This is a genomic window from Acinetobacter sp. ANC 5600 (genome assembly GCF_002018395.1).
Classification (GTDB): Bacteria; Pseudomonadota; Gammaproteobacteria; order Pseudomonadales; family Moraxellaceae; genus Acinetobacter; species Acinetobacter amyesii.
In genome coordinates, this window is the sequence record NZ_MVKW01000002.1 from 278,638 (window position 1) to 292,724 (window position 14,087).

Sequence of the window (14,087 nt, forward strand, 5' to 3'; positions counted from 1 at the left end):
TGGGTTCTTATGCTATGTCGCAGGTGCCCCCTATACAAGGGGATGATCTAACACTCTGCGACAAATTGTGTCTTATGGCGTAAAAATATCCATTTTATTCACCATGATCAACTAAAAATTCAACAGTCTTTATAGACCAATGGATTCTAAAGTTTTGCCTTTGGTTTCCTCACCTAAAACCAAAATCACCACGGCAACGGCAATTAAGACTGCAGTAAACATCATAAAGACATAGCTAAAACCATGATCCATATCCATCATATGTGTCACAGCAAAAGGCGCGGCAATGCCCCCGATCCGACCAATGGCACCCGCCCAGCCCGAACCAAAGGCACGAATATTGGCCGGGTATTGTTCTGGTGTATAGGTGTAAAGTACGCCCCAAGCACCGAGATTAAAGAAGGACATTAAACAGCCCCAAATCACAATCTCTGTCACACTGCCAGACTGACCGAAGAAATATGCCGAAATGGCACACATCCCAATGAAGCCCGCCAACGTAGCTTTACGACCTAATTTTTCGACCAACCATGCAGCTGCAATATAACCCGGTAATTGTGCCAAAATCATGACCAAAACATATTCAAAGGATTGAACAATTGTGTAGCCTTCTTTGACCAATAAGCTTGGTAACCATGTAAAAATACCGTAATAAGAAAAGACGATACCGAACCAAATGAGCCACAGCATTAAAGTACGACGTGCAAAAATCCCTGACCACAACTGTGAAAAACTGATATTGTGCTTTTCTGCAACTGGTTTGACTTCAAAGATTTCAACAACTTCTACACCACATTTGGCTTCAATCTTTTTCACCAATGCATGTGCTTCATCAAAACGTCCACGGTTGATTAAATAAGGCACCGATTCGGGCACCATTTTCCAAATCACGATTGCATATAACGCAGGAATACCGCCAATCAGGAACGCTGCATGCCAACCAAAATCCGGAATAATAAAGCGTGATACCAATGCAGCAACCAACCAGCCCAGCCCCCAAAAACTTTCTAGTAAGACAATAAAACGTCCACGTACATGAGCCGGAATATATTCACTGACCAAAGTCACCGCGACTGGGAGTTGCCCCCCTAAACCTAAGCCGACAATAAAACGAAATACCAACAACCAAGTTAGATTAGGTGCAAACGCACATGCAGCGGTGGCTAAGCTATAAATCACCAATGTCCATGCAAACACTGTTTTTCGGCCGAAGCGATCTGCCAGTCCTCCAGAAAACACCGCGCCAATCGCCATCCCAACAAAACCAATCGAGACCACCCAACTTTTATCATTTGGCGTCATAGCCCAATCTTCAGCCATTTTCGCTAAGATGAAGGAAATGAGTCCCGTATCCATGGCATCAAACATCCAGCCAAGGCCAATAACCCAAAGTAAAGTGTAGTGAAACTTACCGATGGGTAAGCGTTGTATACGTGAGACTAAGTCCATAACAAGATCTCTGAACTGGTGGAAGGATGAACACTGCTTTCCCAACAGGATGTATGATTTTGCGTTTTTTAGTATAGATCCATGCAAAAGACCGACCATTGATCCGTCTTTTTAGCATTTTAATGTGATGTTATAGCAACGCGGCTATGACAAATCTTTTGAAGATACTGACTGATCATCATCATCTTTATAAATAAATTTAGGCATTTCTAAGCCAAAGTAAATGGCGATCAGACGTAAGGTGAAACCGAAAATGAGCGTCGCAATGACGGTCAATTCTAGCGATAAGCCAATCTCAATGCAGAGCCAATAACAAATCACGGACACAAAAGAAATACTGGCATAAAGTTCACGACGGAACACCAGTGGGACATCGTTACACAGGATATCTCGTAAAATACCGCCAGAGACCCCAGTTAACACCCCTGCTACCGCAGAAACGACAAAACCATGTCCCATTTCTAAAGCGATTTGACAGCCAATAATGGTAAAACCAATGAGACCAAGGGCATCGAGAACCAAGAAGATATTACGAAGATGACGCATCCACTTTGCAATCAGGATGGTGACAAATGCAGCAAAGCAGGTCAGCATGAGATATTCTGGATGCTTAACCCAAGTCAGTGGATAGTGCCCAAGCAGCACATCACGAACCGAACCGCCCCCCAGTGCCGTGACACAGGCAATCAATGTTACCCCAAACCAGTCCATACTCCGCCGACCCGCAGACAATGCACCTGTCATTGCTTCTGCCGTAATTGCGATAATATAAATAACGGTAAGTAACATCGCCCTTCTTCCACTGAGGGTTGAGATGCGCGCTATTCTAAGCTAAATCTGCTCAAATGTTATAAAAATTGCGCACAACATTGTTTAAATTTTCGTCCAGAGCCACAAATACATGGTTGCTTCATGGTGATTTGCATCTCTGTGGTCGGATCAAGGAAATACCAGCGCTGCTCGAACTTCACAAAGTGTGAAATTTCATGATGTACCTGCGCTTGATGCCCATCGTGATAATGGGCTTTAAATTCAACTTGAGCATGGTTTTTATCGAGTTTTTCTTGGGCTTGTACAACTTCAAGTTTTAACCACTGATTGGCCTGACTCCACGCTGCAATGGCACTCACATCCAAGGCTTGCTGCTGTCCAAGCGCAGTTGTTTGTACAATATAATCAATCTCATGCTGTGCAAAAGCACTATAACGTGAACGCATCAACTGCTCTGCAGTCTGTGCATTTTCACGCCCCGTATGTAAGGGCTGACAACAGCTACCATATTCACCTTTGCCACATGGACATTGGACTTGTGACATATTTGTTTCCATAAAAAATAGCCTGACAATGCAGGCTATTTTAACGGATCTTTCCACACAATTTTCATCAGCAGTATGTGAATCAATATTGATCTATATAGATTAAGCTGAATGTTCTCTTGGCTTCAGCTTAATCTTCAGTTGGCATGGGAATGACATGCACTTTTTCGATCTTATGGCCATCCATTGTGACCACTTCAAAGATGTGTTCATCCGCTTTGAATTTTTCACCATTGGCTGGTAAACGGCCCAAATGAAATAAGATATATCCGGACAATGTCGAATACTGTTCAGCATCATCCACCAAGTCACGACCCAACAATAAAGACACGTGGCGAATATCGGTTGAGCCATCGAGTAACAATGAACCATCATCGAGACTTTCTGCTGCCGTCTCTGGTTCATCTTCATCAGGGAACTCACCAGCAATCGCTTCTAAGACATCAATCGGTGTTGCAATCCCTTCAATTGAACCGTATTCGTTTAACACCAAGGCCATTTGCAACGGCGCTTGACGTAGCTGTTCCATCACCATCAAAACTTGAGCATTTTCATGCACCACCACTGGCTCACGGAGATGTTTTTCGAAATCGAGTACGCCCGTTTCAATATAGTCATTCATGACTTTATGAGTCAGTACCGCACCCGCAATATTGTCAAGCTCACCATGTGCCACAATTAAACGTGAATGCGTGGTACTGAGTAATTGAGCACGAATCGCCTCAGGTTCTTCATCTAAATCAATCCATTCCAGTTCAGGACGAGGTGTCATCACGGACTTTACTGGACGCTCAGATAAACCCAGTACCCCTTGTACCATGACACTGTGGTAAACCCCGTTGTCTTCATCAAAGACTTCATCAGCAAAAGCACGTGTTGCAAGCACATCTTCATTTTCATTTTGATTGTCTGCAACATTTTTCCCACCGAGCATACGCATCACTGCTGAGGCTGTGCGATAACGTAAGTCTGTGGTTGTCACCATTTTTTCCTGATTATGACGCATGGTTTGGTTCAAGAACTCAATCATGACAGAGAAACCAATGGCCGCGTATAAGTAACCTTTTGGAATATGGAAACCAAAGCCTTCGACCAAGAGCGAGAAACCGATCATCATTAAGAAGCACAGGCACAGAATCACCACCGTTGGGTGACGGTTCACGAAGTTCATCAGTGGTTTAGATGCCCACAGCATAATGCCGACAGCAATAATGACCGCAATCATCATGACAGAAAGGTGTTTCACCATCCCAACAGCGGTAATCACGCTATCGAGCGAGAACACGGCATCGAGCACCACAATCTGCACAATCACCATCCAAAACGTCGCATGCACAGGATTTTCTTCCTTTAGCATAGGCTTGTTTTCAAGACGTTCACGCAGTTCCATGGTGCCTTTAAATAGCAAGAACACCCCACCAAACAGTAAAATTAGATCTCGACCGGAAAATGGATGGTCGAAAATATGGAACAGTGGGTTGGTTAGGGTCACCACCCATGCAATCGAGGCCAGTAAGATCAATCGCATACACAATGCAAGCAATAAGCCGACAATCCGTGCAGTATTACGCTGTTCTGGCGGTAATTTTTCCGCAAGAATCGCAATAAAAACCAGGTTATCGATACCTAAAACAATCTCAAGCACCACCAGTGTCAATAATCCCACCCATGCAGAAGGATCGGACATCCATTCAAAGATCATGGTTGTATCTCCTGAATGTTATTCACACGTAGATCATGCTGATTTGAAGATGAAATGCATTGGACATGCGCAAACGCTTTTAATGGCGTTCTTTCTAATATTTTGATGTGTGCTGAGTGACAACAACCACTACCCATGACGGTTCTTTAGCTTAAAATGAAGTTTTAAGTATAGCAAGTTAAGGTAAAAATTCACCCTTTTTTACCAAAGTACAATCTCAGTATGGAAGAATTTAAACCCAATGATGACATTAAATTGTCATATTTAGCTGCCAATGTAGTGTCATAAAAAATAACATGCTAAGGTAAAATTAAAACGTAATGAATAGCGGATTAAAAATGACAGAAAAACGTGGTAATCCTTCTCCTGCTACAACACAACCTTTAATCGCACTGTATTGCGGCTCCCGCTCTGGTAACAATCCAATTTATCAAGAAAAAGCCATTGCATTGGCGCAAGGCTTGGCTGAACATGGTTTTGGTCTGGTCTATGGTGGCGCCAGTATTGGCCTGATGGGTCAAGTTGCTGACGCTGTGGTCGATCATGGCGGCGAAGCTGTGGGTGTGATTCCTGAGTTTATGTTGGATTATGAAATTGCACATAATCATTTGACTGAACTACACGTCGTACGCAGTATGCATGAACGTAAAGCCATGATGGCAGAACGTGCAAGTGCCTTTGTTGCCCTGCCCGGTGGTCTTGGAACATTCGAAGAAATTCTAGAAATCGCCACTTGGGGACAGTTGAATCAACACCAAAAACCGATGATGCTTTATAACGTCAATGGCTTCTATGATGCACTGATTGCACAATTAGACCATGCGGTCGCTGAAGGTTTCTTGCCGCCGCAGCATCGTGCCAAACTGATCGTATGTAATTCTTCGAAGCAGATCTTTAGCGCACTGAAAAATTTAGATTGCCCGAAAAATTTCGTGGTCTAACTGTATTTTGGATGTTAAAAAGGGGAATAAATCATTCCCCTTTTTTATTACTCGATGTCCTACTTCAAATCTATATCGTGCCGACTTAACCCGACACCACACGATAGAACCATGGCAAGGTTGTCGCTAAGAAAATACTCATCAATAAACCAAGCATCAATTTCATCGCATCTTTGCTGACATTTCGTGAAGTTCGATATTTATTCACTTCATGTAAATGCATGGACATGGCAAATTCACGTCCTGCGAGTAAGCCCAAGAACACCCAAGTGGTACTCATTGGAATATTACTCCACTCTTTGAACACCAATAAAATCAAGGCATACATAAAGTCGATAATGGTTGCCGAGCGGATATCAGCCACACCTGTTTTGGTGTCGATAATGCCCTGAATCGCTCCACCACGTTGGTACAAAATGATCCCAAGCAGTACGATAAACACCACAATTGCAAAAATCAGGAACTCCAGCGGCACCTGACGAGGGACGTAGACAAAAATATTGGCCAAATCCTGAATCAGCCACTGACTCCATAAAAATGCCGTCGAAACCCACTGTAGTCCCACCCAAATATTCGAGGGGGTTTCATCACGTGTTTTACTGAAATAAACCGAGATGCCTTTAATCACAAAACGATAAACAATAATCGCGACAACAAAAGCAACCGCGTAACCCATCATCGACTTGGTTAACATCGAACCGAGACTACTCGGAGAGAAGATCGTCAACACTAAGAATGTGGTGCTGACTGGGATTCCGTAGCGAGTCAAAATGATCAGTAAGATCGGTGGCACAATATAGAGCCACGTGACCCCTTCTGCAGGAAATGGAATCGTTTCTAAACGACCATAAGATGCATCCCCCACGCCAGAACTGTACCAACCATAAACCAATACAATGGCTAAAATACTGCTGACATAGATCCACAACAGCCACCAAGGGCGATGTGCATTGGATGAAATAAAGGTTCCCAATGTCTGTGGCACATCATTACCGACAATAGAATAGGCCGCGAGACAGAAGCCTATGACCATCAGAATTTCGATTGTCATGAAAACAAAACACCTTTGCCATAAAGAAAAAGCCCTCCAATAAATGAAGGACTTGAGCGCATTATGACAGTTTATCTGGCGTTCATACAATTTCGTTCCGTGCATTTCTCGACACTAAAACAAAAACCTCAAATAAAACAAATGCTTTAAACTTTAATTATTTCAATTTAATCTGATAAACCGCCGTGCTACCGCTCACTTCATTTCCAACCACCAACAAAGGTTGAGCATTGGGTGAATCTTTGGCCGCAATAAAAATCAGACCTTCAGGTCCCACATCGCCTTGTTTAACCATATCAGTACCGAAACTTGTAGTTTCATGTTTTCATTCGTCTTTTATTAAAATATGACCAATTTATAAACATTAGGTTGCATAGAGATGAAACTCTCATTGCATTTTTCTTGCAATTTTTTGGCTCAATTATGCAAAGCTTTTACTACATCCAAATGGCAATATTCATTTAAACTGTTTAAAAATCTCAGCTTTATTGACTTATGAATAGCACGCCAACGCATCAGGCTTTACAACCCGAATTTAGACTTCTAGTGCTATTGGTCTCTATTGGCTTTTTTATGCAAGGCCTGGATACGACCATCGTCAATACCGCAATCCCAGCGATGGCAAGAAGTTTGGGCGAAGACCCTCTACAAATGCATAGTGTGGTCGTGGCCTATGTCTTGTCCGTTGCGGCGTGTATTCCCTTAAGTGGTTGGTTGGCCGATCGTTTTGGCGTACGAAATACTTATTTCACAGCCATCATTATTTTTACGTTAGCATCGCTAGGCTGCGGTATGGCCAATAGCCTGAATGAGCTGCTGGTTTATCGGGTAATTCAGGGCATAGGTGGCGCATTACTGCTACCTGTTGGGCGTTTGGCGATGCTTAAAGTGATTCCTCGGACACAGTTTTTATCGGCCATGAGTCTAATGAGCCTTGCTGGTTTAATGGGGCCCTTAATTGGTCCTACCCTTGGCGGTTGGATGGTGGAAGTCGCAACATGGCATTGGATATTTTTAATAAACATTCCAATGGGACTGCTAGGGGTACTTATTACCTTTAAAGCCATGCCCAATGTGACCGAACCGAGCGTAAAACGATTCGACTTTATGGGTTTTTTCTTATTGGTCGTCGCCATGGTGGGTTTATCATTAGGCATTGAAAACTTTGCCAGCCCGCATCTGCCGCTATGGTGGAGCCTGCTTTTGGTCGCTGCGGGGATCATCGCTAGTTTGATCTATGCCTTTCATGCACATACCCACGCCAATGCGCTGTTTCGCAGTCAATTATTTCAAAATCGGATCTATGCTATCGGCATTATCGGCAACTTCTTTGCCCGCCTTGGCGGCAATGCCATGCCATTTTTGATTCCCTTAATGCTACAAGTGGCTTTTGGCTTTGAGCCCTTTATCACAGGGTTATTGATGATACCGACGGTACTCGGCTCATTGGCATCAAAACCGATTATTCGTCAAATTATTCAACGCTTTGGCTATCGTAAAGTGTTATTGGTAAATACCTTCTTGGTCGGCGCCTGTATTTGCAGTTTTGCACTCTCTACGGCTGAAACCCCCACTTGGTTACGTGCCTTACACTTTTTTATTTTTGGTATTTTAAACTCGCTGCAATTCGTTTCGATGAATACCTTAACCCTCAAAGATTTACCCCAACAAGATGCCAGCAGTGGCAACAGTTTCTTGTCGATGATTATGATGGTGTCGATGAGTATCGGTGTAGCTTTGGCAGGGACTTTAGTCAACGTGTTTACGGCCTATTATGGTGCTGCACAAATCGAAACGGCATTCCATAGCACCTTGATTTTACTCGGCTGCATTAACCTGATTACCGCAGCGATTTTTTGGCAGATTCCTAAACATGTGGATGTCTAAACCTGTCTCATCGGGCAAATCTATGACAGATCAGCCCTTAAAGGGTTATGATAAAAAGGACACTTGGATACATTTTCATGCCTAAAAAAGCCAAATCACGTACCTCTAAAAGTTCACTCAAAAAATACAGCCCGATTATTGCACTCAGCGCTATCAGCGGCGTCATGGTGGTGGCTGGATTAGGTTATTTAGCCGTGATGCCGCATCGCCCTGCATCTGCAGAAGAATATCCCGTCAAAGGTTTTGATGTTTCTCATCATCAAAAAGATATTCAATGGTCAAAAATTTCACCTAAAAAATACCAATTCGTTTATCTCAAAGCCACAGAAGGTGGTGATTTTAAAGATCGAAAATTTCAAGATAACTGGCTGCAAGCACGGGAAAACGGCTTTTTAGTTGGGGCCTATCATTTTTACCGTCTGTGCCGTGATGGCAAGATTCAGGCGGAAAATTTTATTGCTTCCGTGCCGAAAAAAGCAGATGCCCTTCCTCCCGTGATTGATTTGGAATATGACACCAACTGCATTAACACCTACAGCAAAGAGCAGTTACTCAAAGAAATCACTTATATGCATGATCGCTTGCACCGCCATTATGGCAAACAACCGATTTTTTATACCTCGAAGTCTTTTTATAATATTGTCTTAGCTGGCGAGTTTAAACACACACCGCTGTGGGTCCGTGAATATAAAGGCCCACCCGATCTAAAAAACAATCCGAAATGGCTGATTTGGCAACATACCAATCAAGGACAAATTCAAGGCATCTCGACCACTGTCGATTTAAATGTATTTTCAGGTGATGCCAAGGCATGGACTGAGTTTTTAGACAAAAATGGCGTTTCGCCGATCAAACCCCGTTGATTTATTCACCGACTCAGGACAACATCGAAGCAAATAATCCATGAAAACTGAGTCGCAGGATGCGTATTTTAAAAATTTTTCTTATTATATTTTCAGTCTTTATAGTCCTCGCCATCGGGATGTTGGCTTATATGGTCCAACCTTCGGGGACCTTGGCAGCGTTTAAAACGTGGCATTATCAACATCCCACACAAAGCACTACAGATACTCACTCAGCGACACCCTATCACGTCAAATTCTTTGGCGTTTCGACCTTACTGTTTGACGATGGCCAAGAGCAAATCCTCATCGATGGCTTCTTTACTCGTCCATCGCTTAGTCAGACCATATTCACTCAGATTCAAAGTGATCAGCCTTTATTAAAAAGCTATATCGACCAATACGACTTAAAACTCACACGTGCTATTTTCGTGACTCATTCACATTATGATCATACGCTCGATATTCCAATGTTGGCCCACCAGCTCCCCAAGGCCATGATTGTCGGCTCTAAAAGCACCTTAAATATCGCACGGGCAACGCCAATCAATGAATCACAACTACACGAAGTTCAAGCTTGGCAACCGATGCAAATCGGTAAATTCACCATTACTGCCATCCCCTCGCAACATACTCCGCCAACGGCCGTTAATGATGATTTGGGGGAAGAAATTTCGCAGCCACTGCAACTCCCTGCACATTTTAGTCAGTTTAAAGAAGGTGGATCATATGACTATCTCATCCAACATGGGCCACATTACAGTTTAGTCAAAGCCAGTACAGGTGCTGTGCCCAAACAGTTGCAAAAACTAAAAGTCGATACCTTATTTTTAGGCATCGCTCAGCTTTCCAAGCAAACGACAGTGTTTCAACAGCAATATTTCAAAGAAACCTTAGCGACTCTTCAACCCAGCACCGTGATTCCAATTCATTGGGATAATTTTTTCAAACCACTGAATCCAGAGCTCGAATTTTTACCCCGCTTTGCCGATGACATCCCTCAAAGTCTAAATCTATTGATACAGTCGGCAGCAGCTCAAAACACCAAGGTGGTTTTACTCAGTCAACCTGTGTCGTTCGAGTTAAAAAATTGAGGAAAGCGTTGGATTGACTGTGCGATACTGACATTCAATTTTTAGGCACTGATCTAACTAGGCATGAGGAAAATCATACATATCGACATGGATGCATTCTTTGCATCAGTAGAGCTGCGGGAACGTCCAGAACTCAAGCAGCTTCCTGTTGTTGTGTCTTCACATCACCCTCGTGCAGTCATCTGTGCCGCATCCTATCCTGCACGTGAATTTGGTTTACGTTCTGCAATGTCGATGGCACAGGCCCGTAAACTCTGCCCACAGGTCGTGGTGATCGAACCTAATTTTGAAAAATATCGTGCTGTTTCGGCGCAAATTCATGCCATTTTTCAACGCTATACGTCGCTGATTGAGCCACTATCTTTAGACGAAGCTTATTTGGACGTCACAGAAAATTTACAACACATTCCGAGCGCTACCGAAGTCGCTATGCGAATTCAGGCAGAGATTTTACAAAGCACTGGTTTAACTGCCTCCGCAGGTGTCGCGCCCAATAAATTTTTGGCTAAAGTTGCTTCTGATTGGAACAAACCCAATGGCATTTGTATTATCAAACCGTCTCAAGTTTTGCATTTCATCCATGACTTGGCACTGAAAAAAATACCCGGTGTGGGAAAAGTGACTCAAGAAAAATTAAAAGCCATGCAACTCAATACATTGGGTGATTTACAACAAATTGAAGAAGCCGTTCTGATTCATCATTTCGGTAAATATGGCCGACAACTCTATCTGTATGCACAAGGGATTGATGAACGACCGGTCCAATCTAGCCGCGAGCGTCAGCAGATTTCCAAAGAAACCACTTTTGATGATGATCTCACCCTGAACCAATGTCAGCCCTATTGGCCCAAACTGATTGACCAAGTTTGGTCTAGTTTAGAAAAAAAGCAGTTAAGCGCGCGCGGTGTATCGGCCAAATTAAAACTGAAGAATTTCCAAGTGCTACAGCACAGTAAAAGTTTTAAAACGTCACTGAATCATCGTGAAGACCTTGCGCAGGTATTGCAGCAATTACTGCATGAAATGCATATTTCTGAGGACGATCGATTTCGTCTGATTGGCGTAGGGGTCTATCAATTAAGTGCGCAAAACCAAGAAGCACAACTTTCGCTGCTCTAAAAACATCAAGAAGATCGTATTTGCTTAAGATTTAGGCAGAAGAACAAAATTAAAGCAATTTGCTATTCACAAAGCCTAAAATTAGAGTACTCTATCAGCGCACTACATTATCCGTGTATGCGCTGAGATGCTGAAAATCACCTTTACTTTCAGCATGCTGTCCTGTGATTGGCGTGACGATCAAATCCGAATATTACAGGGCAACTCTGTTGTCAATCATGGAATACCCCGCTGTATGCCTTCTGCAAAAACTGCTCCAAATCTTCAAAATATTTCACAAAATCAAGAACAACGTGCGCGTAAAGCCGCATTAAGTAGCTTCATTGGTGCCGTAGTCGATTGGTACGATTTTTTACTTTATGGCATTGTTGCCGCACTCATTTTCAAAGATCAGTTTTTCCCCAGTATTGGCAACAATATGGGCACGCTTGCTGCTTTAGCGACCTTTGGCGTTGGCTTCCTGTTCCGTCCATTAGGCGGCATTGTGTTTGGACATTTTGGTGACAAGCTGGGTCGTAAGAAAATGTTGGTGCTCACCGTCATCCTGATGGGCATTTCGACGGTCGGCATTGGTTTATTACCCAATTTTGCGGCCATCGGTTGGTGGGCCCCGATCCTGCTCGTGACACTTCGGGCAATACAAGGTTTTGCGGTCGGTGGAGAATGGGGCGGCGCTGCCCTGATGGCTGTAGAAAATGCCCCGAAAGGCAAAAAAGCCTTTTACAGCAGTGGTGTACAAATTGGCTATGGCGTCGGACTTGTTCTTGCAACAGGCGCTGTGTCGTTGATTATTGCCACTTTGGGTGAAGATGCTTTTGCTGATTGGGCATGGCGAATTCCCTTTATTGCCAGTATTGTGTTGCTGGCTATCGCGATGTGGATTCGACGTGATCAAGACGAATCTCAAGAATTCGTCGACCATGTGGTCAAAGCTCGACAAACGCCGCAAAAATTACCGATTCTGCAAGCGATTAGCCAACACCCAAAAGCCTTTTTCTACATTATTGCGCTGCGCCTGACCGAGTTACTCACCATGTATTTGGTGACGAACTTTGCACTGAATTATTCCACCGCTCAATTGGGCATGGACAAACAGTTCTTCCTGAATATCACCTTAATGGTTGGTGCCATTAGCTGCTTCAGCATTCCGCTCTTTGCGTGGCTAGCAGATCGATTTGATCATCGTAAAATGTGCGTGCTGGGTGGCTTAATTGGTGCGCTTTCAGCTTTTCCCTTCTTCATGGCCCTTGATGCACAAAATACTTGGCTGATTATTGTCGGTGCAATTTTCCTTGCCAATATTGCCCATGATATGGTGGTGAGTGTACACCAACCGATTTTTACCTCCTTGTTTGGTACCGCCTATCGCTACAGTGGCGCAGGTGTCGGCTATCAAGTGGCCAGTATTATCGGTGGTGGCTTTACCCCAATGATTGCAGCAGCTTTGGTGATTTGGGGTGATGGTTCATGGCATTATGTGGCAATCTACCTTGCTGTCGGCTGTTTATTGACGGCTTTGGTTGCAACTACAATGCCTAAAACTCAAGATTAAGTGACCTTTTTGCTTTCAGGATATTCCGCATGACCATCCAACGCCTGCATGTTTCAAAACGCTTTTCCGAAATCGCTATTTCTGGTCAATTGGTTCATTTGGCAGGTCAATTGGCAACAGACCTTGATTTAGACATTAAAGGACAAACACAGCAAACATTTGAGATCATTGATCAATTTCTTGCAGATGCCGGTACAGATAAAAGCTACATTATGTCAGTGACCATTTATCTTAAAGATATTGAACAGGATTATGCAGCATTTAATGAGGTATGGGATACGTGGGTGTCAGACATTGAAGCATTACCCAGAACTTGTGTTGAAGCCAAATTATACGACCCGCGTGTACTGGTAGAATTAACCGTCGTAGCCGTTAAGCCTGAATAATCATTAAAAAAAGCATGTCTAAAGACATGCTTTTTTTGCAAAAGACTTTGCTCTTTGAATCCCTAAGATCCAATAATTTTGATCTTTTTACGTTCCAAATCTGAATATAAATGATATTTTTTCAGATCATTAACCGGTACAAATGGCGCTTGTACACGCTGCTCATTTAAGAAATCTTCGCGTAATTGAACGTACTCAGGCACATCATCATAACGAATGACCCGATAGCCTGCCAAAGCGAGCAAAGCATCTTGATATTGCGACTGCTGCATCCGTTTTAGCACCATCGGATCATCTAAAGCGACGATCGCCAAGATCTGATGCTGTTCATCTAGGACGACAAAGTCCGCCACCATATTTCGATACTTATTCCGCGTACGATAGTATTTCGTGGTCAACAGTGCATCAAAAGACACGTGCGCAAGGATCGTATGCTTAGGCAAAATTTCTTTTAAACGCGTGTAGGTTAATTGCTCATTAATGTTGAAAATAGCACGTTGTTTCAATGCGCTATCTTGTTGCTTAGAATCACCTTCTAAACTTTTCCAAGCCATTATGAGCACACAGAAGAGTAAAATACTCCCTATTACTATGTATATAGTCATCTCATAATCCTTTATATTTCTTATATTTTTGGTTTTTGACATACTTCTTATGAAGACGAAGTATACAACCAGTATTATTTTTTTAATTTCCTATTAAAAAAAATAACTCTAACTTTCACACAATACGTATTTAAACTGACAAA

14 protein-coding genes are annotated in these 14,087 nt (G+C 43.0%); 7 read left to right on the top strand and 7 right to left on the bottom strand.

Annotation, left to right across the window (positions count from 1 at the left end; all coding sequences use genetic code 11):
• Positions 1-129: 129 nt before the first annotated feature.
• The 4 genes from B1201_RS05180 to B1201_RS05195 form a co-directional block, all read right to left on the bottom strand.
• Positions 130-1,449, bottom strand: coding sequence for an MFS transporter (locus tag B1201_RS05180; protein ID WP_078189474.1), 1,320 nt, complete (start codon positions 1,447-1,449; stop codon positions 130-132).
• A gap of 144 nt (positions 1,450-1,593) precedes the next feature.
• Positions 1,594-2,238 (bottom strand): trimeric intracellular cation channel family protein, encoded by a 645-nt coding sequence (locus tag B1201_RS05185; RefSeq protein ID WP_078189475.1) that lies wholly within the window; start codon positions 2,236-2,238, stop codon positions 1,594-1,596.
• Between the two features lie 59 nt (positions 2,239-2,297).
• Entirely contained in the window at positions 2,298-2,765 is a 468-nt protein-coding gene (locus tag B1201_RS05190; protein ID WP_078192859.1) for a YchJ family protein, read from the bottom strand.
• A gap of 130 nt (positions 2,766-2,895) precedes the next feature.
• Positions 2,896-4,467, bottom strand: a complete 1,572-nt coding sequence (locus tag B1201_RS05195; RefSeq protein WP_078192606.1) for a TerC family protein — start codon at positions 4,465-4,467, stop codon at positions 2,896-2,898.
• A gap of 320 nt (positions 4,468-4,787) precedes the next feature.
• Between B1201_RS05195 and B1201_RS05200 the strand changes: the two genes are divergently transcribed.
• A complete protein-coding gene (locus B1201_RS05200) occupies positions 4,788-5,408 on the top strand; it encodes a TIGR00730 family Rossman fold protein (protein ID WP_078192607.1) in 621 nt (206 codons plus the stop codon).
• An 85-nt stretch (positions 5,409-5,493) separates the two neighbouring features.
• Here the strand turns inward: B1201_RS05200 and B1201_RS05205 are convergent, their stop codons facing one another.
• Positions 5,494-6,459 (bottom strand): hypothetical protein, encoded by a 966-nt coding sequence (locus B1201_RS05205; protein ID WP_078189479.1) that lies wholly within the window; start codon positions 6,457-6,459, stop codon positions 5,494-5,496.
• 157 nt (positions 6,460-6,616) lie between these two features.
• Complete coding sequence (locus B1201_RS16930; protein WP_171263741.1) at positions 6,617-6,754, bottom strand: hypothetical protein; 138 nt, start codon at positions 6,752-6,754, stop codon at positions 6,617-6,619.
• A 200-nt stretch (positions 6,755-6,954) separates the two neighbouring features.
• Between B1201_RS16930 and mdtD the strand changes: the two genes are divergently transcribed.
• The 6 genes from mdtD (at position 6,955) to B1201_RS05235 (ending at position 13,339) form a co-directional block, all read left to right on the top strand.
• The gene (mdtD, locus tag B1201_RS05210; protein ID WP_078192608.1) at positions 6,955-8,346 is read left to right on the top strand and encodes a multidrug transporter subunit MdtD; all 1,392 of its coding nucleotides are present in this window, start codon (positions 6,955-6,957) and stop codon (positions 8,344-8,346) included.
• Positions 8,347-8,423: 77 nt separating this feature from the next.
• Entirely contained in the window at positions 8,424-9,209 is a 786-nt protein-coding gene (locus B1201_RS05215; RefSeq protein WP_143221661.1) for a GH25 family lysozyme, read from the top strand.
• A 59-nt stretch (positions 9,210-9,268) separates the two neighbouring features.
• Positions 9,269-10,282 (top strand): MBL fold metallo-hydrolase, encoded by a 1,014-nt coding sequence (locus tag B1201_RS05220; RefSeq protein ID WP_078192609.1) that lies wholly within the window; start codon positions 9,269-9,271, stop codon positions 10,280-10,282.
• Positions 10,283-10,345: 63 nt separating this feature from the next.
• A complete protein-coding gene (gene dinB, locus B1201_RS05225; RefSeq protein ID WP_078192610.1) occupies positions 10,346-11,401 on the top strand; it encodes a DNA polymerase IV in 1,056 nt (351 codons plus the stop codon).
• Positions 11,402-11,636: 235 nt separating this feature from the next.
• Positions 11,637-12,953, top strand: a complete 1,317-nt coding sequence (gene shiA / locus B1201_RS05230; RefSeq protein WP_078192611.1) for a shikimate transporter — start codon at positions 11,637-11,639, stop codon at positions 12,951-12,953.
• A gap of 29 nt (positions 12,954-12,982) precedes the next feature.
• Positions 12,983-13,339, top strand: a complete 357-nt coding sequence (locus B1201_RS05235) for a RidA family protein (protein WP_078192612.1) — start codon at positions 12,983-12,985, stop codon at positions 13,337-13,339.
• 62 nt (positions 13,340-13,401) lie between these two features.
• Here B1201_RS05235 and B1201_RS05240 read toward each other — a convergent pair whose 3' ends face one another.
• On the bottom strand, positions 13,402-13,944 hold the full coding sequence (locus B1201_RS05240; RefSeq protein ID WP_078189487.1) for a DUF2726 domain-containing protein: 543 nt from the start codon (positions 13,942-13,944) through the stop codon (positions 13,402-13,404).
• Positions 13,945-14,087 lie beyond the last annotated feature (143 nt).

Coding starts and splice junctions, on each gene's coding strand:
- B1201_RS16930 (WP_171263741.1), bottom strand. CDS start 6,754: ATGGTTAAACAAGGCGATGTGGGACCTGAAGGTCTGATTTTTATTGCG.
- B1201_RS05220 (WP_078192609.1), top strand. CDS start 9,269: ATGCGTATTTTAAAAATTTTTCTTATTATATTTTCAGTCTTTATAGTC.
- dinB (WP_078192610.1), top strand. CDS start 10,346: ATGAGGAAAATCATACATATCGACATGGATGCATTCTTTGCATCAGTA.
- B1201_RS05180 (WP_078189474.1), bottom strand. CDS start 1,449: ATGGACTTAGTCTCACGTATACAACGCTTACCCATCGGTAAGTTTCAC.
- B1201_RS05190 (WP_078192859.1), bottom strand. CDS start 2,765: ATGTCACAAGTCCAATGTCCATGTGGCAAAGGTGAATATGGTAGCTGT.
- B1201_RS05185 (WP_078189475.1), bottom strand. CDS start 2,238: ATGTTACTTACCGTTATTTATATTATCGCAATTACGGCAGAAGCAATG.
- B1201_RS05235 (WP_078192612.1), top strand. CDS start 12,983: ATGACCATCCAACGCCTGCATGTTTCAAAACGCTTTTCCGAAATCGCT.
- B1201_RS05200 (WP_078192607.1), top strand. CDS start 4,788: ATGAATAGCGGATTAAAAATGACAGAAAAACGTGGTAATCCTTCTCCT.
- shiA (WP_078192611.1), top strand. CDS start 11,637: ATGCCTTCTGCAAAAACTGCTCCAAATCTTCAAAATATTTCACAAAAT.
- B1201_RS05205 (WP_078189479.1), bottom strand. CDS start 6,459: ATGACAATCGAAATTCTGATGGTCATAGGCTTCTGTCTCGCGGCCTAT.
- B1201_RS05215 (WP_143221661.1), top strand. CDS start 8,424: ATGCCTAAAAAAGCCAAATCACGTACCTCTAAAAGTTCACTCAAAAAA.
- mdtD (WP_078192608.1), top strand. CDS start 6,955: ATGAATAGCACGCCAACGCATCAGGCTTTACAACCCGAATTTAGACTT.
- B1201_RS05195 (WP_078192606.1), bottom strand. CDS start 4,467: ATGATCTTTGAATGGATGTCCGATCCTTCTGCATGGGTGGGATTATTG.
- B1201_RS05240 (WP_078189487.1), bottom strand. CDS start 13,944: ATGACTATATACATAGTAATAGGGAGTATTTTACTCTTCTGTGTGCTC.